This window comes from Nonomuraea jiangxiensis (genome assembly GCF_900099965.1).
GTDB classification, from domain to species: Bacteria; Actinomycetota; Actinomycetes; order Streptosporangiales; family Streptosporangiaceae; genus Nonomuraea; species Nonomuraea jiangxiensis.
The window spans coordinates 173,218-193,155 of sequence record NZ_FNDJ01000017.1 but is presented as its reverse complement, the minus strand read 5'-3'; the positions used below and the strand labels follow the sequence as shown (position 1 = coordinate 193,155).

At 72.8% G+C, this 19,938-nt stretch carries 18 protein-coding genes; 5 read left to right on the top strand and 13 right to left on the bottom strand.

Annotated features, from left to right (window positions below; genetic code table 11):
- Positions 1 to 144: 144 nt before the first annotated feature.
- The gene (locus BLS95_RS33875) at positions 145 to 1,539 is read left to right on the top strand and encodes a pyridoxal phosphate-dependent decarboxylase family protein (RefSeq protein WP_218136110.1); all 1,395 of its coding nucleotides are present in this window, start codon (positions 145 to 147) and stop codon (positions 1,537 to 1,539) included.
- Positions 1,540 to 1,566: 27 nt separating this feature from the next.
- On the opposite strand, the gene BLS95_RS33870 is transcribed toward BLS95_RS33875, so the two are convergent.
- From BLS95_RS33870 to BLS95_RS33815, 12 genes are all read right to left on the bottom strand, one after another.
- Positions 1,567 to 2,553, bottom strand: a complete 987-nt coding sequence (locus tag BLS95_RS33870) for a Rossmann-fold NAD(P)-binding domain-containing protein (RefSeq protein WP_090940916.1) — start codon at positions 2,551 to 2,553, stop codon at positions 1,567 to 1,569.
- An 85-nt stretch (positions 2,554 to 2,638) separates the two neighbouring features.
- Complete coding sequence (locus tag BLS95_RS33865) at positions 2,639 to 3,994, bottom strand: aminopeptidase P family protein (RefSeq protein WP_090940914.1); 1,356 nt, start codon at positions 3,992 to 3,994, stop codon at positions 2,639 to 2,641.
- On the bottom strand, positions 3,987 to 5,282 hold the full coding sequence (locus BLS95_RS33860; RefSeq protein ID WP_090940911.1) for an alpha/beta fold hydrolase: 1,296 nt from the start codon (positions 5,280 to 5,282) through the stop codon (positions 3,987 to 3,989). The genes BLS95_RS33865 and BLS95_RS33860 overlap by 8 nt, the downstream gene beginning before the upstream one ends.
- Positions 5,279 to 6,094 carry an ATP-binding cassette domain-containing protein gene (locus tag BLS95_RS59620; RefSeq protein ID WP_090940908.1) on the bottom strand — a complete coding sequence of 272 codons (816 nt, stop codon included), beginning with the start codon at positions 6,092 to 6,094 and terminating at the stop codon, positions 5,279 to 5,281. The genes BLS95_RS33860 and BLS95_RS59620 overlap by 4 nt, the downstream gene beginning before the upstream one ends.
- Positions 6,091 to 6,903 (bottom strand): ABC transporter ATP-binding protein, encoded by an 813-nt coding sequence (locus BLS95_RS59615; protein WP_090940905.1) that lies wholly within the window; start codon positions 6,901 to 6,903, stop codon positions 6,091 to 6,093. The genes BLS95_RS59620 and BLS95_RS59615 overlap by 4 nt, the downstream gene beginning before the upstream one ends.
- Entirely contained in the window at positions 6,900 to 7,898 is a 999-nt protein-coding gene (locus tag BLS95_RS33845; protein WP_245765450.1) for an ABC transporter permease, read from the bottom strand. Before BLS95_RS33845 ends, BLS95_RS59615 begins: the two co-directional genes overlap by 4 nt.
- Complete coding sequence (locus BLS95_RS33840; protein WP_090940899.1) at positions 7,895 to 8,824, bottom strand: ABC transporter permease; 930 nt, start codon at positions 8,822 to 8,824, stop codon at positions 7,895 to 7,897. Before BLS95_RS33840 ends, BLS95_RS33845 begins: the two co-directional genes overlap by 4 nt.
- Positions 8,825 to 10,513 (bottom strand): ABC transporter substrate-binding protein, encoded by a 1,689-nt coding sequence (locus BLS95_RS33835; protein ID WP_090940895.1) that lies wholly within the window; start codon positions 10,511 to 10,513, stop codon positions 8,825 to 8,827. It abuts the gene before it with no gap.
- A gap of 15 nt (positions 10,514 to 10,528) precedes the next feature.
- On the bottom strand, positions 10,529 to 12,487 hold the full coding sequence (locus BLS95_RS33830; RefSeq protein WP_090940892.1) for a glycoside hydrolase family 127 protein: 1,959 nt from the start codon (positions 12,485 to 12,487) through the stop codon (positions 10,529 to 10,531).
- A gap of 377 nt (positions 12,488 to 12,864) precedes the next feature.
- The gene (locus tag BLS95_RS33825; RefSeq protein ID WP_090940888.1) at positions 12,865 to 13,605 is read right to left on the bottom strand and encodes a GntR family transcriptional regulator; all 741 of its coding nucleotides are present in this window, start codon (positions 13,603 to 13,605) and stop codon (positions 12,865 to 12,867) included.
- A gap of 46 nt (positions 13,606 to 13,651) precedes the next feature.
- Entirely contained in the window at positions 13,652 to 14,335 is a 684-nt protein-coding gene (locus tag BLS95_RS33820; protein ID WP_090940885.1) for an HAD family hydrolase, read from the bottom strand.
- Positions 14,336 to 14,499: 164 nt separating this feature from the next.
- Positions 14,500 to 15,228, bottom strand: coding sequence for a hypothetical protein (locus BLS95_RS33815; RefSeq protein ID WP_090940882.1), 729 nt, complete (start codon positions 15,226 to 15,228; stop codon positions 14,500 to 14,502).
- A gap of 148 nt (positions 15,229 to 15,376) precedes the next feature.
- Between BLS95_RS33815 and BLS95_RS33810 the strand changes: the two genes are divergently transcribed.
- Together BLS95_RS33810 and BLS95_RS33805 are read left to right on the top strand one after the other, a co-directional pair.
- Entirely contained in the window at positions 15,377 to 16,213 is an 837-nt protein-coding gene (locus BLS95_RS33810) for a Scr1 family TA system antitoxin-like transcriptional regulator (protein ID WP_090940880.1), read from the top strand.
- Positions 16,214 to 16,244: 31 nt separating this feature from the next.
- Positions 16,245 to 17,075, top strand: a complete 831-nt coding sequence (locus tag BLS95_RS33805; protein ID WP_090940877.1) for an SAM-dependent methyltransferase — start codon at positions 16,245 to 16,247, stop codon at positions 17,073 to 17,075.
- Positions 17,076 to 17,160: 85 nt separating this feature from the next.
- On the opposite strand, the gene BLS95_RS33800 is transcribed toward BLS95_RS33805, so the two are convergent.
- The gene (locus BLS95_RS33800) at positions 17,161 to 17,814 is read right to left on the bottom strand and encodes a GntR family transcriptional regulator (protein WP_245765449.1); all 654 of its coding nucleotides are present in this window, start codon (positions 17,812 to 17,814) and stop codon (positions 17,161 to 17,163) included.
- A gap of 79 nt (positions 17,815 to 17,893) precedes the next feature.
- Between BLS95_RS33800 and BLS95_RS33795 the strand changes: the two genes are divergently transcribed.
- The gene (locus BLS95_RS33795) at positions 17,894 to 19,081 is read left to right on the top strand and encodes a CaiB/BaiF CoA transferase family protein (RefSeq protein WP_090940874.1); all 1,188 of its coding nucleotides are present in this window, start codon (positions 17,894 to 17,896) and stop codon (positions 19,079 to 19,081) included.
- A complete protein-coding gene (locus BLS95_RS33790) occupies positions 19,078 to 19,896 on the top strand; it encodes an HpcH/HpaI aldolase/citrate lyase family protein (RefSeq protein WP_090940871.1) in 819 nt (272 codons plus the stop codon). The genes BLS95_RS33795 and BLS95_RS33790 overlap by 4 nt, the downstream gene beginning before the upstream one ends.
- The last annotated feature ends 42 nt before the right edge of the window (positions 19,897 to 19,938 follow it).

Here is a 19,938-nt window from a genome sequence, read left to right as displayed (position 1 = left end):
CTGAAATTATGGATTGGTGCCTGTGGGAATCGCAGGAGCGGAAAGCGGACCGTACGGCAGAATTCACGCCCTGTTCACGAGTGGCGCTGCCGGAGGCGGAGCCTTCGTAGGGTGGCGGGGCGAACCCGTACCCGAGGAGGTCTCATGATGGAGCGGAACGGCCTGGAACCGGACCGGCAGGCCGTCGAGGCGATGGGCCGGGAGCTCCTCTCCCGCATCGCCGACCACGTCGAGGGCCTGCCCAAGGCGCCCGTCAGCCGGTTCGGCGGCGCCGGCGACGCCGTGGCGCGCATGCTGCTGCCGCCGCCCGAGACGCCCGGCACGTTCCACTGGCTGCTGGACGACTTCCAGGAGGCCGCCTCCTACGGGCTCGACCCGTCCCACTCCGGCTATCTCGCCTACTTCCCGGCCGGCGGGCTGGTCTCCTCGGCGCTCGCCGACGCCCTCGCCCAGGTCTTCAACCGCTTCACCACCGTGGCCGACCTCGCGCCCGCGCTGGTCGCGATGGAGAACGGCGTGCTGCGCTGGCTGGCCGGCCTGTTCGACCTGCCGGAGGGCGCGGGCGGACTGGTCACCACGGGCGGGTCCGCGGCCACGCTGACGGCGGTCGTCGCCGCCCGCCACGACCGGCTCGGCGAGGACCTGACCGGCGCCCGGCTGTACGTCACCGAGCACACCCACTACTGCGTGGCCAAGTCGGCGCGCATCGCGGGCCTGCCGGCGTCGGCGGTGCGGATCGTGCCGACCCGCGGGCTGCGCATGGACCCGGCCGCCGCCGCCCGGATGATCGAGGAGGATCGCGCCCTCGGCCTGCGCCCGTTCCTGCTGGCCGCGACCGCGGGCACGACCAGCACCGGGACCGTGGACCCGCTGCCGGAGCTGGGCGAGCTGGCCGCGCGGGAGGGCCTGTGGTTCCACGTGGACGCCGCCTACGGGGGCGGGCTGCGGCTGACCGAGCGCGGCCGGGCGCGGCTGGCCGGGATCGGGCGCGCCGACTCCGTCGTCGTCGACCCGCACAAGAGCCTGTTCCTCCCGTACGGGACCGGGGTGCTGCTGGCCCGCGACCCCGGCACGCTGTCGGCCGCCCACGCCGACAGCGGCGACTACCTCCAGGACCGGCGGGCGGTGGGCGGGCTGCCGGACTTCCACCATTACGGCGTGGAGCTGACCAGGGAGTTCCGCGGGCTGAGGCTGTGGCTGCCGCTGCACCTGCACGGCGTGGCCGCCTTCCGCGCGGCCCTGGACGAGAAGCTCGACCTGGCCGCGCTCGTCCACCGGGAGCTGGCCGCCGACCCGCTCTTCGAGGTGCCCTGGGAGCCGGACCTGACCGTCGTGGTCTTCCGGCCGCGCGGGGACGACGCGGCCGGCCGCGAGCTGCTCGAACGCGTCAACGCCGGCGAGCGGATCTTCCTGTCCAGCACCGTCGTCGAGGGGCGGTTCTTCCTGCGGATCAACCCGACGAGCCACCGCACCCACGCCGCCGAGACCCGCGCCGCGCTGGAGATCATCCGCGGCTGCGCCCGCGCGGTGACCGGCTGACGCGACGGGCCCGGCGCGGGGCGCGGGTCAGCCGAGGAGGGCCAGGAGTTCGCGCTCGCGGGCGGCGCTGAGGCCGGCCCGCCTGGGCCGGTCGAGCCCCTGGTCCCGTTCCCAGGCCAGCAGGTCGGTGAGCAGCTCGGCCCGGGGGCGGTGGCGCAGCCCCGCGGCCTGCGCCGCCTTCCCCGTGCGGGCGGACCAGCCCTCCCAGCCCGGTTCGGCGAGCCACATCGGCAGCGACTCGGGGCCCATCCACTCACTGACACCCTGGTCGAGCAGCCAGGCGGAATCCGCCTGGACGACCGGCCCGGTGTGGCAGCCGACGGCCCGGCACTGCTCGATCCACTCGCCGAACGGCACCACCGGACCCACCGCGTCGAAGGTGCCGGCGGTCCCGTCCTGCGCGCAGTCGAGCACCCAGGCGGCCAGGTCGCGGACGTCGATCACCTGCGACGGCGCCTCCGGCGGCCCCGGCACGAGCAGCGGTCCCTGCTGATCACGCGCGGCCCGCGCCACCCAGTAGCCCGAGCGCCCGGTGTGGTCGCCCGGCCCGCCGATCAGCCCGGCCCGCGCGATGAGCAGCCGGTCGCCCACGGCCGCCGCCGAGGACTGCTCGCAGGCGACCTTCGCCTCGCCGTAGAGCTCCCGGTCCACCTCGTCCCGGTCGGTGGGCGCCAGCAGCGGCGTCGTCTCGTCGGCGCCGGGCACGCCGTAGGAGGCGTAGGCGTTGATGGAGGACACGTACGTCCAGTGCCCGGCCCGCTCGCCCAGCGCCGCCAGCGCGCCGCGGACCATTCCCGGCTGCCACGACACCTCGACCACCGCGTCCCAGTCGCGGTGCCGCACCTGCTCATATGCGCCCGACGCCCACCGGTCGGTGGAGACCAGCACCGCGCCATCGGTCACCGGCCCGCTCTCGCCGCGCGCCAGGCAGGTCACCGCGTGCCCGCGCTCGACCGCCTGCCTGGCCACCTCACGTCCCAGCCAGGCCGTACCGCCCAGCACCAGAATATTCATGAAAGCACCCAACCAGCTCGAACGGCGATAACCCGCCCGGTTCGCATGAGGCGTAACCCGTGGCCTGCGATCCCACGGGCCGGGGCTACACGACGGGCTCCTTGGCCCAGCGCTCCAGCCCGCTCGCGTCGATGGGCAGGGCGGCGGACAGGATCTCGGCGCCGTCCTGGGTGACCAGCAGGTCGTCCTCGATGCGTACGCCGATCCCGCGCAGCTCCGGCGGCACGGTGTGGTCGTGGGCGTGGAAGTACAGTCCGGGCTCGACGGTCAGCACCATGCCGGGCGCCATCCGCGCCCCCTGGTAGGCCTCCATGCTGGACTTGGCGCAGTCGTGCACGTCCAGGCCCAGGTGGTGGCCGATGCCGCAGATCAGGTAGCGGCGGTGGTGCTGGCCCCGGTCGGACAGGGCCTCGTCCACCGAGACCGGCAGCAGCCCCCAGTCGTCCAGCCCGCGGGCGATGACCTCCATGGCCGCGTGGTGGAAGTCGGTGAAGCGGCGGCCGGGGCCGACCTGCTCCAGCCCGGCCCGGTGCGCCCGCTCCACCAGGTCGTGCACCTGCCGCTGGGCGGGGGAGAAGGTGCCCGAGGCGGGGAAGGTGCGGGTGACGTCGGCGGTGTAGTGGCTGCGCGTCTCCACGCCCATGTCGAGCAGCAGCAGCTCGTCGGGCAGCACCGGGCCGTCGCAGCGCACCCAGTGCAGGGTGGGGGCGTGCGCGCCGCTGCCCACGATGGAGGCGTAGCCGGGGCCGTTGCCGTACGCCCTGGCGTAGCGGTCGAACGTGCCCTGCAGCCAGCGCTCGCCCGGCCCCTTGATCGCCGTGGGCAGCTCGGCCAGCACCGCGGCGAAGCCCTCGACCGTGCGGTCCACGGCCTCGCGGAGCTGGGCGATCTCCCACCTGTCCTTGATCATGCGCAGCTCGGCCAGCACCCGCCGCAGCTCCTCGGACTCCTCGAAGCCCGGCCCGGCCAGCAGGGCGCCGGCAGGCGGGCCGGGGAAGTCCGCCAGCGGCCTGACCTCGATGCCCAGCGCGGCCGACCACTCGGCCGGGGACGGCGACGGCCCCACCCACAACTCCCCGTGGGCGGCGTCGGCGAAGAAGCCCGTCTCTCCCGGCCGGGCGGGGGCGGGCAGGTACAGGCGGGCGCCGGCATCGCCGACCACCACCACGGCCTCCTCCACCGCGCAGCCCGTCAGCCAGTAGAAGTCGCTGTCCACGCGGAAGTCGTAGGCGGTGTCGTTGCTGCGGACCGGCGCGCGGCCGGCCGCCACCACCACCGTCCGGCCGGGCAGCGCGGCGCCCAGCCGGACCCGGTGCGCGGCGGCGGCCTCGACCGCCCCCGGCACCAGCTCGGGGGTGCGGGTGGGGGAGTCCCAGCCCTGGGCGATGAACTCGGTGAACGCGGGGATCTCCGACAGCTTGGGCAGCTTGCCGTCACTCACCGGTGATTCCTCCTCCTATGTCGCGGACAAGCCGGGTAAGCCGGGCGAAAACCCGTTCCTGGCCTATACCGTCATGCTCATATTCATTGGTGACCCAGGCTTGGGCGTTGCCCACCCGGGAAGCGGTGTCCAGCTGCAGGCCGGAGTCGACGTACATGTCGTCGAAGTAGACGGCGGCGGCCACCGGCACGTCGTTGGCCGCCAGCCGGTCCAGGTCGTAGAGCGGCGGCCAGTCGGAGCGCTCGGCGAGCAGGTCGACGGCGGCGCGGAACGGGCGCAGCCCGCGGATCTCCTCGAACATCCAGGGATACATCATCTCCCCGGTGAACAGCAGCGGCCTGGCGTCCTCGGCGAAGGCCGGATGCCGGGCGCGCTCGCTATGCGCCGCCCAGGCGGTCGCGCCGGGGCCGGAGCCGTAGATGCTCTCCTGCAGCGCGGCGAACAGCGGGTTGTCGGCGTAGGAGGAGCGGGCCAGCACCTGGTGCAGGAACGTGTCCGACAGGTCGGCCGCCCCCGTGGGCAGGGCCTCGTCGAGCAGCCAGTGCATGCGCTCGTAGCCGGGCTTCATGCCGAAGTCGATGCCGAGGGACTGCAGCCGCCGCACGGTCAGCACGTCCCCGTCCGGCAGCCGTACGTCGCCCTCGGCCAGCCGGTCGGCCAGCCGGGCCGTGGTCTCCTCGTGGTGCGGGTAGCGGCGGTAGAACTCGGCGTTCTTGGCGGCGACCCGCGGATAGGTGCGCCGGTAGACCTCGGCCGCGTCCGGGTCCAGGGACGGCAGGCCGCCCGCCACGTAGCAGGCGCTCAGCCCCTCGGGCGCACGGGACAGGTACGTCAGCGTGAGGAAGCCGCCGTAGCTCTGCCCCAGCGTGGACCAGCGCTTGCCGCCGAAGACCGTCCCGCGCAGGTGCTCGGCGTCGGCCACGATCGAGTCCGCGCGGAAGCGGGCCAGGTAGGCCGCGCCCTCGGCAGGGCCGAGCGCGCTCATCACCCGCCCGTCGATCCGCGAGCTGCGCCCGGTGCCCCGCTGGTCCAGCAGGATCACCCGGTACGTCTCCAGCGCCTGCCCGAGCCAGCCCGAGGCGTCCACCGGACGCGGCCCCTTGCCGCCCGGCCCGCCCTGCAGGAAGAGCAGGCACGGCAGGTCGTCCCGGTCACGGGCGGGATCGACCAGCTCCCGGGCGAACACCGAGATCGTGGCGCCGGAGCCGGGGTCGGACCAGTCGAGCGGCACCTCCACGACGTGGTCACGCACCCGCATCCCGGGGATCGTGTAACTCGCTGTGATCATTGCAGTTCCCTCCTGCGGCGGTCCCACTCCGGGTTGATCCGGGGGATGGCCGCCAGCAGCGTCCGCGTGTACTCGTCCTGCGGATCGTCGAAGACCTGCTCGACCGGGCCGAGCTCGACGATCCTGCCCTTGCTCATCACCGCGACCCGGTGCGCGATCTGCCGCACGACGGCCAGGTCGTGGGCGATGAAGATGTAGCTGAAGCCGCTCTCGCGCTGCAGCCGCCGCAGCAGCTCGATCACCTGCGCCTGCACCGACACGTCCAGCGCGGAGACCGCCTCGTCGCAGATCACCAGCTTCGGGTTGACGGCCAGCGCGCGGGCGATGCCGATGCGCTGCGCCTGCCCGCCGGAGAACTGGCCGGGATAGCGCAGCGAGTGGTCGGGGTTCAGCCCGACCCGCTCCATCAGCTCCTTGGCGTGCGCCCGCCGGCTGCCGTTGGGCGCGATGCCCTGGTAGACCAGCGGCGCCATGAGAATGCGCTCGACGGTGTGCCGGGGGTTGAGCGAGGAGAACGGGTCCTGGAAGACGACCTGGACGTTGGCGCGGAAGCGGGCCAGCTCCGGGCCCTTGGCGTGGGTGACGTCCGCGCCGTCGAACTCCAGCGTGCCCTCGCTCGGGTCCATCAGCTTGGCCGCCATGCGGGCGGTCGTCGACTTGCCGGAGCCCGACTCGCCGACGACCGCCAGCGTCTCGCCCAGCCCTACCTCGAAGCTGACCCGGTCCACCGCGGTGAACTCCGTCCTCGCGCCCAGCGGGCCGCGGGTGACGAAGTGCTTGGTCAGCTCCTTCGCGCGCAGCAGATCGGTCATGCGCTCACCCCGTCGTTCGTGGGATCGTCGATGCGCGGGATGCTCTCCAGCAGCATCCGGGTGTAGTCGTGGCGCGGCTCGGCGAAGACCTGCTCGGCGGTCCCGTACTCGACCTGCTCGCCGCGGCGCATCACCAGCACCCGGGTGGCGATCGAGCTGATCACGGCCAGGTCGTGGGTGATAAAGATCATCCCGGTGCCGCTCTGCCGCCGCAGGTCGGCCAGCAGGCGCAGGATCTGCGCCTGCACGGTCACGTCCAGCGCCGTCGTCGGCTCGTCGGCGATGAGCAGCGCGGGCGAGCACACCAGCGCCATCGCGATCATGATGCGCTGCCGCTGCCCGCCGGAGAACTGGTGCGGGTAGTGGTCCGCGCGCCGCCCGGCGTCCGGCAGCCCCACCTGCTCCAGGGCCGCGATCGCGACCTCGCGGGCCGCCCTGCGCGAGCGGCCGCGGTGAGCCCGGTAGACCTCCTCGATCTGCAGGCCGACCGGATAGTACGGGTTCAGCGACGACAACGGGTCCTGGAAGATCATCGACATCCGGTCACCGCGCAGCCTGCGCAGGTCCCGGTCGGCGGCGCCGAGCAGCTCGGCCCCGTCCAGCCGGATGCTGCCGCTGGTCCTGGCGCCCCTGGGCAGCAGCCCCATGATCGCCAGGCTGGTCATCGACTTGCCGGAGCCCGACTCGCCGACGATCCCGACGGTGTCGTCCCGCCCGACCGTGAAGGAGACGCCCTTGACCACGTCCACCGGGCCGCGCGTGGTGGGGAAGGTGACGGTGAGGTCCTCAACGATCAGCAGCTCGCTCATTTCGCCGTGATCCTCACTCTCGGGTCCAGCGCCGTGTAGACGAGGTCCACCACCAGGTTCCCGACCACCACGAAGAACGCCGCCAGCAGCGTCACCGCCATGATCACCGGCTGGTCGTTCTTGGCGATCGAGTCGGCGGCCATCTTGCCCACCCCGTTCAGCCCGAAGACCTTCTCGGTGATCAGCGCGCCGCCGAGCAGCGCGGCGAAGTCCATCCCGAAGATCGTGGTGATCGGCGTCAGCGCCGGGCGCAGGGCGTGCCTGCGCATGGTCAGCACCGGGCTCAGGCCCTTGGCCCGGGCCGTGCGCATGAAGTTCTCCGCCAGCGTGTCGATCACGTTCGCCCTGGTCAGCCGGGCGTACAGGCAGGCGTAGCCGGCGGCCAGCACGATCCACGGCATCAGGTACGACTCGAACCACAGCACCGGGTCATCGCCGAACGCCACGGCCTGCGGGAACGGCAGCACCTGCAACTGCACCACCAGCACGTACTGCAGCGCCAGCGCCAGCACGTAGTTGGGGATGCTGGAGCCGCCGAGCGCCAGCCCCATCCCGGCGCGGTCCCACCAGGTGCCCTCCTTGACCGCGCTGAGCAGCCCGGCGGCGATGCCGAACAGCAGCCACAGCACGGCCGCGCCGATCGCCAGGGTGGCGCTGACCGGCAGCCGCTCGACCACCATGTCCCACACGGACTGGTTGGTCTGGAAGCTGTAGCCCAGGCACGGGGCCGCGCAGTGCACCAGGTTCGCGCCCTGGCCGTAGTCCCGCCCGGCGAAGATCCCGCCGAGGAAGCCGAAGAACTGCGTCAGGAACGGCTGGTCCAGGCCGAGCACGCCGCGGATCTGGTCGATGCGGTCCGGGGTGCACGTCTTGCCGCAGATCAGCACCGCCGGGTCCGGCGACAGCGTGAAAAAGATGAGGAACGTGAACAGGCACACCAGGAAGAGGATGAGCACCATCCCGGCCAGCCGTCCGGCCAGGTAACGCGCCATCATGAGGCGTCCCCCGCGTCGAGGGCGGCGCGCAGCCGGTCGCCGAGCACGGTCAGCGACAGCACGGTCGCGAACAGGAAGGCGCCGGGGATCACGAAGTACATCGGGTCGACGGCGTACCAGCCGACCGAAGCGGCGATCATCTGGCCCCACGACGGCGTCGGCGGCGTCACGCCCACCCCGAGGAAGGACAGGCCCGCCTCGGTGCCGACGTATCCGGGCACGGCCAGGGTGGTCATGACGATCAGGGAGCCGCGCAGGTTCGGCAGGATCTCCTTGAACACCAGTGCCCCCGTGGACGCGCCGGAGGCCCGCGCGGCCTCCACGAACTCCCGGTTGACCAGGGTCATCGTCTGCCCGCGCACCACCCGGGCCAGGTACGGCCAGCCGAACCCGCTGATCACCGCGACCAGCAGCACCGGCCTGTTGCCCTGCGGCAGCGAGGACAGGATCGCGATCATGAAGATGAGCGCGGGGAAGGCCATCAGGAAGTCCATGACCCGGCAGATCACCTGGTCCACCCAGCCCCGGTAGAACCCGGCCAGCATGCCGAGCACCACGCCCAGCAGGGTCGTCACCACCGTGGCCGCGGCCGCGATGAGCAGCGACAGGCGTGCCCCGTAGGCGACGCGCGCCAGGATGTCGCGGCCGTTCTGCGGTTCGACGCCCAGCAGGTGCTCGGCGCCGATGCCGCCCAGCGCCCCGCGGGGCAGGCCGCCGAGGTCGGTGTCGATCGCGGCGGGATCGAAGTCGTTCGGGCCGTGGCCGGTGATCGCGCTGATCAGCGGCGCGCAGATCGCCATGAGCACGATCAGCGCCAGGAACGCGGCGCTGATGACGGCGCCCTTGTCGTGCAGCAGCACGCCCGCGATCCGGCGGCCCGAGGTGGCGGGCGGGGCCGCCACCTCTGCCTGAGCTACGACGGTCATCTACTTCTTCGGATCCGCCAGGCCGACCGAGATCAGGTCGATGGCACCGGAGAACGAGTCGGACAGGTAGGCGCCCGCGATGTTCGAGCCGGCGATCGTGAAGTGCTTCTCGTAGGTGAGCGGCACGATCGGGGCCTGCTCCATGATCTGCTTGTCCAGCTCGCCGTAGGCGGCGTTGGCCTGCTCCACGTCGGGCATGGCCGCGATCTCGTCGATGCGCTCGTTGATCGCCTTGTCGTTGATCTGCGCCAGGTTCTGGTTGCCCTTGTCGACGATGGTCCGCCCGTCGAACAGCGGTGGCAGGAACGTCGCCCCGGACGCCCAGTCCGGGCACCAGCCGGTGACGGCGGCGTCGTTCTGCTGCGCCGGAGTGGCGATCACCTCGTAGAACGTGGAGACGTCGACGACCTTGATCTTCAGGTCGATGTTCACCTGCTTGAGCGCCTCCTGGATCGCCACCGCGATCGCCTGCATCTTGGGGTCGTTGCGGGCGTCGAGGGTGAGGGAGAACCCGCCCGACAGGCCCGCCTCGGCCAGCAGCTTCTTGGCGGTCTCGACGTTGTGCGGATACGGGTCGTACTCCACCCGCCCCGCGATCGTCGGCGGCTGGATCGCGGTGGCCTTGGCGGACAGCGCCGAGCCGCCCTGCGCCGTGACCACGGTGTCCTTGTCCACCGCGTAGTTGATCGCCTGGCGGACCCGCAGGTCGTCCAGGGGCTTCTTGGTCGTGTTCAGGGACATGTACGTGGTGCAGCCGGTCAGCCCGCTCAGTGAGCGCGACTTGACCTGCGGCGCCTGCGCCCGCGCCACGGTGGAGCTCTGGATGATGCCCATGATCGCGTCGCCGTCCGTGCCCTGCCCGGCCAGCATGCGCTCGTCGATGGTGGCCTCGTCCACGCCGAACGTCCACTCCCAGGCGTCCGGCTTGGCCGCCCGCACGGGGTCGCTCTCCGGCTTCCAGTACGGATTGCGTACCAGCTTGAGGGAGGAGCCGTGCTGGTAGCTCGCCACCTTGTACGGCCCGCTGGCGATCGGCTTGGTGTCGAACGCGGCCGCCGCCCCGGTGCCCTTCGGGAACGGGACGAAGTTCGGCAGCGTCAGCGCGCTCGGGAAGTCCGGGAACGACTTCTTCAGATGGAAGACGACCGTCTTGTCATCGGGCGTCTCGATCGTGTTGAGATCGCCGGACAGATACGGGCCCTTGTAGTCCTTCGGCGCTTCCAGCAGCAGCTTGGCGTAGGGCGAGCCGATGCCGGCCTCCGGATCGAACGACCGGGAGAACCCGAACTTGACCGCCTCGCTCGTGATCGGCGTGCCGTCCTCGAAGAAGATGCCGTCCTTGAGCGTGTAGGTCCACGTCTTGTGGTCCGCGGACGGTTTGCCGGTGTCCGTGGCCAGGTCGGGCACGACCTTCGTGCTCTCCGCGCCGGGGCCGGCCCCGACCGTCGTCAGGCCCCGGTAGATGAGCCGGTAGAAGTTGTTCACGCCGCCGTCCCACCCGCGGGCCGGGTCCAGGTGGGAGAAGTCCGCGTTGCTCAGGAAGTGCACGGTCCCGCCCTTGGCCGCGGTCCCCGACGGGCCGCCCGGGCCGCCGCCGGAGCCGGGTCCCGCGCCACCGCCCCCGCCGCACGCGGTGAGTGCCAGTACGGCGGTCATGGTGACGCTCGCGAACGCCGCCGATCTCCTCATGTCGCCTTCTTTCGATCAGTTCCGGGGGGTCATGGTCCTGACCCAGACCCGCATGGCTTCGGGGCCGCGGTTGCCCCAGAGGAAGTAGGGGACGAAGGTCGTGGCCACCCTCGCCTCCGGGAGCGCCTCTTCGAGCGGCTGCTCCGGAGGGATGCTGGGATAGAGCTCGGCGGGCGGAGGGGGCGCCGCGGCGGCCTCCACGTGCAGCACGACGGCCTCCCCGAACGCCGTACGGACCGCCTCGGGGGCCTGCCGCGTGTCGAGCCCGCCGGTGCGCGCGACGGCGATGTCCGGCACCGCGACGAGCAGGTCGTCCACGGCGGCGGCCGGGCTGTCCTGCTGCTCGACGCAGTAGACCAGCGGGCCGCGGGCCAGGCTGACCGTGCCCCGGGTAGCGTCGAGGTAGGGGTGCGAACCGTGCGCCCGGACCGGCATGGGCAGGATGAGGACGACCGTGTCGCCGGCCGTCCAGCGCCGCTCCAAGGTGATCCAGCCGGCGGCGGCCGTCACGTCCTGGCGCTCGCCGTTGACGGTGACCGTCGCCCCGCGGGCCCAGCCGGGCACCCGCAGCGCCAGCCCGTACGGGCCGTCCGGCGCCCGTTCGATCGTCAGGCGCACCTCGCCGTCCCACGGGTAGGAGGTCTCCATCGCCAGGTCCAGCTCGGCCGTCTCGATCGTGGCCGGGGTGTACAGGCCGACCAGCACGGCGCCGTCCCGCTCGGCCGCCACGTAGTCGGCGAGCTGGGCCGTCCAGCGCACGATGTTCGGCGGGCAGCAGGCGCAGCCGAACCAGGCGCGGCGCAGCGGCTCCCCGTCCGGCTCCGCGCCGCTGCGCTGCCGGTGGTCGGGGCGGCGCTGCAGCGGGTTGTCGTAGAAGAACGCCGTGCCGTCCGCCGACAGGCCCACGGCGTAGGCGTTGTAGAGCACCCGCTCGAACACGTCGAGGTAGGGGGCGCCGCCGGTGGCCAGGAACATCCGCCACGCCCACTGCATGAGGGCGATGGCGGCGCAGGTCTCGTTGTAGGCGCGCTCCGGCGGCAGCTCGTACCGGTCGCCGATGGCCTCGTCCGCGTGGCGGCTGCCGAGCCCGCCGGTGATGTACAGCTTGGTCGCCACCATGTCGTCCCAGAGCCGCTCCAGCGTCTCCAGGAGCGAGCGGTCGCCGTTCTCCAGGAACACGTCGGCGGCGCCCGCCGCCAGGTACGCCATCCGCACCGCGTGCCCGGTCACCGACTCCAGCTCCCGGAACGGGACGTGGTCCTGGAAGTAGTCGCCGGCGAAGATGCTGTGCCTGAGCCGGCCCGTGCCGCGGCGGTCCACGAACGTCGCCGCCAGGTCGAGGTAGGCCCGCTCGCCGGTCTCCCGGTACAGCTCGACCAGCGCCATCTCCACCTCGGGATGCCCGCACACGCCGTCCGCGGCGAACGTGCGGACCACCAGGTCGGCGAAGCGCCTGGCCACGCGGAGCAGCCGGTCGTCGCCCATCCGCCGGCCGGCGGCGACGGCGGCCTGGACGAGGTGGCCCAGGGTGTAGAGCTCGTGGCCCCAGGCCGGGTCCTCCCACGGCCGTTTGGTCGCCGCCGGGTCCTGGAAGTAGGAGTTGAGGTAGCCGTCCTCGGCCTGCACCCGCTCCAGCAGGCCGACGACCTCCTCGAAGAACTCCCTGGCCGGCTTCTGGGCGGGGTCGTCGCCGAGTTCGTACGCCAGTCCTTCGAGGGTCTTGTACAGATCGGTGTCCAGGAACGGGTAGCGGCCCCGGTAGGGAGCGGGGTCCTGGTCCAGGAGGCGGCTCAGGTTCGTGACGTTGCCCGCGGCGCGCAGTTGCCCGATCGTGTGCGGGATCGTGGCCAGGCTGTTCCGGCGCTGCCAGTGGTGCAGCAATCCGCCGGTGATGCGCACCCCGGACAGCGGACGCACGGCCCCCGAGGCAGTGCGTACGGCGCCGAAACGGGGCTTGACCTGCTTAGACGTCATGGCCCTTCCCAGTAATGTGTGGCATTGCACTGAACCATAGGTGCACGGTAGGCGAATTGCCAAGGGTTGGGGCCGGACGTAAAAAGACCGTAATGTGTCCGGAATGTGGGACTCAAGCTGATACGCAGGCACGACAGGCGAGGCCCGGACAGGGGGCGCGGCCGGCTACGGCGGCGGCGGTGTGCCGGATCGAGGTCGGCCATTGGCGGGCCGATGGGGGGCCGGTGCCAGCGGTAGGAGGGGAGGTCGCCGGGCCGGTGGCAGTGCGGCCGTGGGGGTGGCCGGGCCGGTGGCGGGGAAACGTGTGGGGGGTGCCCGGCGTAGGTCGCGGGGCGCTGAGCGTGATGTGGCGGTGTCGGTGTGCGGGGCGCGGGGGATCAGCGCTCGATGAGGGTGACCTCGAGGGAGTAGTGCGAGGCTCGGTAGACGTGTGAGCCGTGCTCGACGGCCCGGCCCTGGTCGTCGTAGGTGGTGCGGACCATGGTCAGCAGCGGCGCGCCCCGGCGCTCGGCCAGCAGCCGGGCCTCGGCCTGGGTCGCGGCCCGGGCGCCGATGCGCTGGTTGGCCACCCGCATGCGTACGCCCGCGCCGCGCAGCAGCTCGTACAGGCCGCGGCCCTCCAGGTCGGCGGCGGTGAGCGGGGCCAGGCTCGGCGGCAGCCAGTTGTGCAGGACGGCCAGCGGCTCTCCGGCGGCGAAGCGCAGCCGCTCCAGGTAGAGCATCTGCGCGCCGGGCTCCACGCCCAGGATGCCGGCGACCTCCTCCTCGACCGGCCGCGTCTCCAGGGCCAGCACCTGTGTGGCCGGCTCCTGGCCCGCCCGGCGCAGGTCGTCGTAGAGGCTCGTCAGCTCGACCGAGCGTTTGACCTGCCCGTGCACCACCTGCGTGCCGACGCCGCGTTTGCGCACCAGCAGGCCCTTGTCCACGAGGTACTGGATGGCCTGGCGGATCGTCGGCCGCGACAGGCCCAGCTTGTCGGCCAGCAGGATCTCGTTGTCCAGCCGGGAACCGGGCGCCAGATCACCGCGCCGGATCGCCTCGGCGATCTGCTCGGCCACCTGGAAGTAGAGTGGCACGGGGCTGGATCGGTCCAGGTCGATGGCCAGGTTCGCGGTCATGCTGATCAGCTTAACTCAGGTCAGAATGTCCTGACAAATGCATGTTTCAGCGGACGAGCGCAGGTAGATCGGCCAATGAGGTGATGCGGGGAAAGCCCGCGGGCGCCGCCTCGATGCCGAACCGGTCGAGCCAGACCGAGGGCATCCCCGCCGCCGCCGGTCCCGTCACGTCGTTGAGTACGTCGTCGCCGACCAGCAGCACCTCCTCTGGCGTCAGCCCGAGGGCCGCGGCGGCCCCGGTGTAGGCGGCGGGCGACGGCTTGAAGTGGCCGCCCAGCACCTCGCCGGTCAGCACCGGCCCGAGCACGCCGGCGAAGCCGATCGCGCGCACCTTCGCCTCCTGCATGCGCTGCGCCCCGTTCGTCAGCACCCCGAACGCGAACCCGGCCAGCGCCGCCACCGCCCCCGCCGCGTCGGGGAAGGGCACCCAGCTCTGCCGGTAGCGCTCGGCGAAGTCGGTGTAGGCGGCGTCGAGGTCGGCGGGCTCGGACACGGCCAGCTCCCGGCAGAACGCGCGCAGGCGGCGGCGCCGCTGCTCGTCGACCGTGCACTCGCCCGCCCGCCACATCGCGAGGTAGGGGTCCTCCAGCTCGGCCCAGAGCGAGGCCGCCCGGTCCAGCCGGGGGTGGCCCGGATGGTGCGCCGACAACCAGGCGGTGATCGCGCTGTCGGCGGCCCCCCGGTGGTCCAGCAGGGTGCCGTCGAGGTCGAACAGGATGCCCTTGATCATGCGGCGCCTCGGTGGTGGTGATGAAGGGGGGTCGTCCCGATCAGGATAGGGCGTGGCGGACCTCGGGCAGGACGCCTCCGCGGGGGTCTCCGGGCAGGCCGCGTCCGCAGGAGGCGGGCTCCGGTCAGGCCGCGGGGCGGGGCCGGGCTCCGGGGTGGCTTCGGTCAGGAGGGGCGGGCCTCGGCGGCGATGCGGGCCGCGGTCTCGTGGGGCGGGTAGCCGAGCGTGAGACCGCGTACGGCCAGCGGCGCCTGGGCGAAGTGGGTCTCGGCGCCCTCGGTGAGGACGTAGTGCAGCGCGGGGGAGCGGAGCCGGTGCGCGTCCAGGGCCGCCGCCTGCGGTTCGGCCAGCTCGGCCGGCAGCGCCTCCAGGTAGTCGGAGATCAGCGCGTCCAGATCGAAGAGCTGCGCGTAGCGCTCCGCCGTGCCCGCCACCACCCTGATCAGCTCGCCGTCCGCCCGCGCGTGGTAGACCAGCCCGGTGCCGCCGCTCCTGGCGAACCAGCGCAGCGCGTCCTCGGCGGGCAGCGCGAACGTTCCGTACGGCTTGCGCCCGTACAGTAGGGCCTCGGCGATCCACCGGTCGCACCACAACTCGTCACGGTAGGGCGAGGGGGAGCGGGGATCGACGGTCAGGCCCTGGGCCAGCACCGGGTTCCAGGCCGAGACCATGGGGTTGGTGAAGCGGGGCATGCGCGGGCCGTACCAGTGGCTCAGCGCGTGGCCGTACCAGACGGTGACGACCTCGACCTGGTGCTCGGGCAGCGGGCGCCGATAGGTGCCGTTCATGATCTGGCCGCCGTCGGGGTGCCGCCAGGGGCCGGGGGCGACGGACGTGCCTGTGGGGACCTGAGGTGTTCGGTAGTCGGGATGCAGGATCCACGCGTCCGCCACAGTTTCGGCCCTTTCGGAATCACGTATGCACGTCAAGGTCCAACCGTTAGAGTGGCCATCGTGCATCACCCGTCACTCTGTTGCAATAGACCAGGTGTAAACGCTGATTTTTGTCATCGCCGTTATCGTCGAGCGTTGTGACATACGTATGCAATTGAGTGTGGTGGCGGTCCGGCTCGCGGCGTTGCGCGCCGAGTGCGGGCTTTCGATGGCGTCGGCCGCGCAGGCGGCGGGGCTCAACACGTCCACGATCTTCCGCATCGAGCACGGCCTCGTGGCGCCGCGCGAGTCGACGGTGCGGATCCTGCTGGACCTCTACGGCGAGGGCGAGCACGTGCCCCGGCTGCTGTCGCTGCTGCGGGAGGAGCGGGTGCCCGGGTGGTACGACGCGCCGGGGGTGCCGCTCCGGCTGTCGGAGTTCCTGGAGCTGGAGAGCCGGGCGCAGGTGATCTACACCTACGGCCCGCGTACCGTGCCCCCGCTGCTGCAGACCCCGGCCTACGCCGAGGCGGCCGTCCGCTCCGCGCTCCCGCCCGGCACCCCGTTTGAGCAGGTGGAGCGCGGTGTCGAGCTGGTGGCGCGCCGGCAGGAGGGGCTCGATCGGCACGAGGGGCCGCACCTGTGGGCGGTGCTCGACCGGCAGGCGCTGCTCGACCCGCCGCTGGCCCGCCCGGACGACCGGCTGGCCCAGCTCGACGCGCTCGCGCTGGCCGCCAAGCAGCCGCACATCGCCGTGCAGATCGCCCGGCCGGGCGCCGAAACCGGCCACCTCTACCAGGGGCCGCCGTTCACGCTGCTGCGCTTCGCCGATCCGGCCCGGCCCGACGTGCTGGTGCTGCACCTGCTGCACGCGCCCATGGTGGTCGAGGACCGGCGGCGGGTCGAGGACCACCAGCAGGCGTTCGCGCGACTGTCGCTGACGTCGTTCGCCGTGGACGCCACCCCCGGCGTGCTGGACGGCATCCGCGCGCTGCTTCCGGGCTGAGGGCTTCTGGCGGCCCGCCCCGGCTGACAGGATGAACCGGGTCGATCGGGACGGAGGTAACCAGGTGCCGGAGAGCGACAGCCCGGTCGCGTCCCTCGGGGGCGTCAGCACCGCCCGCATGTACGACGCCGCGCAGGGCGGCAAGCAGAACTTCAGCGCCGACCGCGCGGCGATGCGGCACCTGACCGGGCGCCTCCGTGCCGACGCCGCCGCCTCGCTCGTCGCCCACCACCAGCACGTGCACCGGGTGGTGCGGCACCTGGCCGGGCGCGGCCTGGCCCAGTTCGTGCTGTACGGCACCGGCCTGCCGAGCACCGGCCAGGCCCACGAGACCATCCACGCGGTGGCCCCGGCGGCCAGGGTCGTCTACGCCGAGCAGGATCCGTACATGCTGGCCCACGCCCACGCCACCACCGGGAAGGCCGGCGACCGGGTCAGGATCGTGCCCTGCGACCTGCGGCGCCCGGCGGACGTGCTGGACGACCCGATCGTGCGCACGTTCGTGGACTGGGCCGAGCCCGTGGCGGTGGGTGTGCTGGCGGTGCACGAGATCCCGGTCGCGGACGCCTCCTGGGTGGCGCGGCTGCGGCGGGTCATGGCCGCGGGCAGCCGCCTGTGGCTGACGGCGCTCAGCCTGGACGCCTACGACCGGCGCACCCGGGCGGCCGCCGTGGTCATGTGCCGGGCCCTGGGGTTGGACCTGCACTTCCGGACCCGGGATCAGGTGCTGGCCCTGTTCGAGGGGACGGAGCTGGTCGAGCCGGGGCTGGTGTGGGCGCCGCGGTGGCGGCCGGACGGGATCGGGGTGGACCTGCCGCCCGAGCGCACGGCCTGGCTGTGCGGCGTCGCCCGGGTGGGGTGACCGGGCGCGGCCGGTGGCGGGCACATGCGGGCCGGTACCGGCCGGCGGGGTCGTCGGCGGTTGGCGGGGCGGTCGGCGGGATGGGTCAGTGGCGGGCGCGGTAGGCGCCGGCCTGCCGGATGTGGTCGATCATGATGCGCTCGGCGGTGTCGGCGTCGCCCGACTCGAGCGCGGCCAGGATGCCCTCGTGCGCCTTGAGCTGGATCTCGACCTGGGCCCCGTCCAGCCACAACGACGCCTCGGCGGGCACCGGGAAGTTGTCGCGTACCGACCTGGCGTGCCCGCCCAGGAACGCGGGCCCGCCGATGTCCACGATGCGCAGGTGGAAGCGCCTGCTCTGCTCGCCCAGCCGGTCGTGGCGGCCCCGCGCGGCGTCGTCGGCCATCGCGGCGTGCAGCTCGCGCAGCCAGGCCAGGTCGGCGGCGGTGATCCGGGCCGCCGCCAGCCGCGCGCCCAGGCCCTCGACGACCGCGCGCAGCCCGTAGTACTCAGCCACCGCCTCCTCGCCCAGGTCCACCACCGTCGCGCCGTGGTGCGCCTCGTAACTGATCAGCCGGTCCTTCTCCAGCCTGCGCAGCGCCTCGCGCACGGGCGTGACCGACACCCCGAGCCGCCTGGCCACCTCCCCGGCCCGCAGCGCCGTGCCGCCGGGGATGCGCGAGGTGCGGATCTCGTCGAGGAGCACGCTGTAGACGTATTCGGCCTTGCTCATGGGCGGCCGCGGTCCGCTGGTGGACATGTCGCTAAGTGTCCCGCAATCTCGTGGTTGATCAGGCTGAGTCTTGACCTATCACATATTTCTTATAAGTTACATACCCATGACGAGCCTCGCCGACCTGCGGGTCATCGACGCGGCCACATTGTTCGCCGGCCCCTCCGCCGCGATGATGCTGGGCGACTTCGGCGCCGACGTGATCAAGATCGAACACCCGCGGCGCGGCGACCCCTCGCGCGGCCACGGGGCCGCCGTGGACGGGGTGGGGCTGTGGTGGAAGACGCTCTCGCGCAACAAGCGCGCCGCGGCCGTGGACCTGTCGCGCGAGGAGGGCCAGGAGATCCTGCGCCGCCTGGCCGACCGTTCCGACGTGCTGATCGAGAACTTCCGTCCCGGCACCCTGGAACGCTGGAACCTGGACCCGGCCGACCTGATGGCGCGCAACCCGCGGCTGATCGTGGCGCGGATGACCGGGTTCGGACAGTTCGGGCCGATGGCCGGGCGGCCGGGGTTCGGCACGCTGGCCGAGGCCATGAGCGGGTTCGCGGCCATGACCGGGGAGCCGGACGGGCCGCCCACGCTGCCGCCGCTGGCCCTCGCCGACGGCATCGCGGGCCTGGCCCTGTCGTACGCGATCATGGTGGCGCTGCACGCCCGCGAGCGGACGGGCCGCGGGCAGGTCATCGACGTGGCGATCATCGAGCCCATCCTGGGCCTGCTCGGGCCGCAGATGAGCGCGTACAAGGCGCTCGGGGTGGTGCCGCGGCGCACCGGGAACCGGTCGAGCAGCAACGCGCCGCGCAACGCCTACCGCACCCGGGACGGCCGCTGGCTGGCGATCTCCACCAGCGCCCAGGCGATCGCCGAGCGGGTGGTCACCCTGGTCGGGCGGCCGGACCTGGTCGAGCAGCCGTGGTTCGGCAGCGGGGCGGGCCGGGTCGAGCACGTGGACGAGCTGGACGAGGCGGTCGCCGGGTGGATCGCCGAGCGGGACGCCGCGGAGGTCGTCGCCCGCTTCGAGGAGGCGCAGGCCGCGGTCGCGCCCATCTACGACGTCTCCGACCTGGCCACAGACCCGCAGTACGCGGCGCTGGACACGTTCGTGGAGGTGCCGGACGCGGAGCTGGGCTCGGTCACCATGCAGAACGTGCTGTTCCGCATGTCGGACACCCCGGGCGAGATCCGCTGGCCGGGCCGGCCGCTCGGCCGGGACACTGACGAGGTGCTCGGCGAGCTCGACTACACCGGCGAGCGGATCGCCGAGCTGCGCGAGGCCGGGGTGATCGGATGAACCTCCCCGTGACCTGGCTGTACGTGCCCGGCGACCGGCCCGAGCGCTTCGCCAAGGCGGCGGCCTCCGGGGCGGACGTGGTCATCATCGACCTGGAGGACGCGGTCGTGCCCGCGCGCAAGGACGAGGCCCGCGCCAACGCCGTCGCCTACCTGCGCGAGCGCCCCGCCGGTGGCACGGTGCACGTGCGGATCAACGACCTGGCCGGCGGGCGCGGGCGGGCCGACCTCGAGGCGGTCGGCGACCTGGCCGACGGCGTACGGGTGCCCAAGGTCGAGTCGCCGGAGACGCTCGACGCCGTTCGCGGGGCGCCCGCGTACGCGCTGCTGGAGTCGGCGGCCGGGATCCTCGCCGCACGCGAGATCGCCGCGCACCCGCACGTCGCCGGGGTCGCGCTCGGCGAGCAGGACCTGGCCGCCGAGCTGGCGATCACCGACGAGGGCGCGATGAACCAGCTCCGGGTCCAGGTCGTGCTGGCCGCCGCCGCGGCGGGCCTGCCGCCGGTGCCCATGTCCGTGCACCCCAACGTCAAGGACGAGGAGGGGCTGCTGGCCTCCTGCCGGGCGGGGCGGGCGCTCGGCCTGTTCGGCAGGACCGCGATTCACCCCCGCCAGATCCCCGTGATCAGGCGGGCGTTCCGCCCGACGGAGGAGGAGGCGGCCAGGGCCGCCGAGATCGTCGTGGCCGCCGAAGCGGCGGAGCGGGCAGGGGCCGGCGCGGTCGCGCTGCCCGACGGCCGGTTCGTGGACGCCCCCGTGGTCGCCAGGGCCCGCCGCACCGTGGAGCTCGCCCACCGCCTCGCCTCCGGCTCCTGACCGGGCGGTCCCTGCCCTGGTCAGCCCGGTCGGGGCAGGGCA

Bases quoted from the DNA above. Each gene is read 5' to 3' on its own strand.
- BLS95_RS33800 (WP_245765449.1), bottom strand. From the start codon at position 17,814: ATGTCCACCAGCGGACCGCGGCCGCCCATGAGCAAGGCCGAATACGTC.
- BLS95_RS33805 (WP_090940877.1), top strand. From the start codon at position 16,245: ATGAACCGGGTCGATCGGGACGGAGGTAACCAGGTGCCGGAGAGCGAC.
- BLS95_RS33870 (WP_090940916.1), bottom strand. From the start codon at position 2,553: ATGAATATTCTGGTGCTGGGCGGTACGGCCTGGCTGGGACGTGAGGTG.
- BLS95_RS33860 (WP_090940911.1), bottom strand. From the start codon at position 5,282: ATGATCACAGCGAGTTACACGATCCCCGGGATGCGGGTGCGTGACCAC.
- BLS95_RS33795 (WP_090940874.1), top strand. From the start codon at position 17,894: ATGACGAGCCTCGCCGACCTGCGGGTCATCGACGCGGCCACATTGTTC.
- BLS95_RS33810 (WP_090940880.1), top strand. From the start codon at position 15,377: ATGCAATTGAGTGTGGTGGCGGTCCGGCTCGCGGCGTTGCGCGCCGAG.
- BLS95_RS33835 (WP_090940895.1), bottom strand. From the start codon at position 10,513: ATGAGGAGATCGGCGGCGTTCGCGAGCGTCACCATGACCGCCGTACTG.
- BLS95_RS33830 (WP_090940892.1), bottom strand. From the start codon at position 12,487: ATGACGTCTAAGCAGGTCAAGCCCCGTTTCGGCGCCGTACGCACTGCC.
- BLS95_RS33875 (WP_218136110.1), top strand. From the start codon at position 145: ATGATGGAGCGGAACGGCCTGGAACCGGACCGGCAGGCCGTCGAGGCG.
- BLS95_RS33825 (WP_090940888.1), bottom strand. From the start codon at position 13,605: ATGACCGCGAACCTGGCCATCGACCTGGACCGATCCAGCCCCGTGCCA.
- BLS95_RS33790 (WP_090940871.1), top strand. From the start codon at position 19,078: ATGAACCTCCCCGTGACCTGGCTGTACGTGCCCGGCGACCGGCCCGAG.
- BLS95_RS33820 (WP_090940885.1), bottom strand. From the start codon at position 14,335: ATGATCAAGGGCATCCTGTTCGACCTCGACGGCACCCTGCTGGACCAC.
- BLS95_RS33840 (WP_090940899.1), bottom strand. From the start codon at position 8,824: ATGACCGTCGTAGCTCAGGCAGAGGTGGCGGCCCCGCCCGCCACCTCG.
- BLS95_RS33845 (WP_245765450.1), bottom strand. From the start codon at position 7,898: ATGATGGCGCGTTACCTGGCCGGACGGCTGGCCGGGATGGTGCTCATC.
- BLS95_RS59615 (WP_090940905.1), bottom strand. From the start codon at position 6,903: ATGAGCGAGCTGCTGATCGTTGAGGACCTCACCGTCACCTTCCCCACC.
- BLS95_RS59620 (WP_090940908.1), bottom strand. From the start codon at position 6,094: ATGACCGATCTGCTGCGCGCGAAGGAGCTGACCAAGCACTTCGTCACC.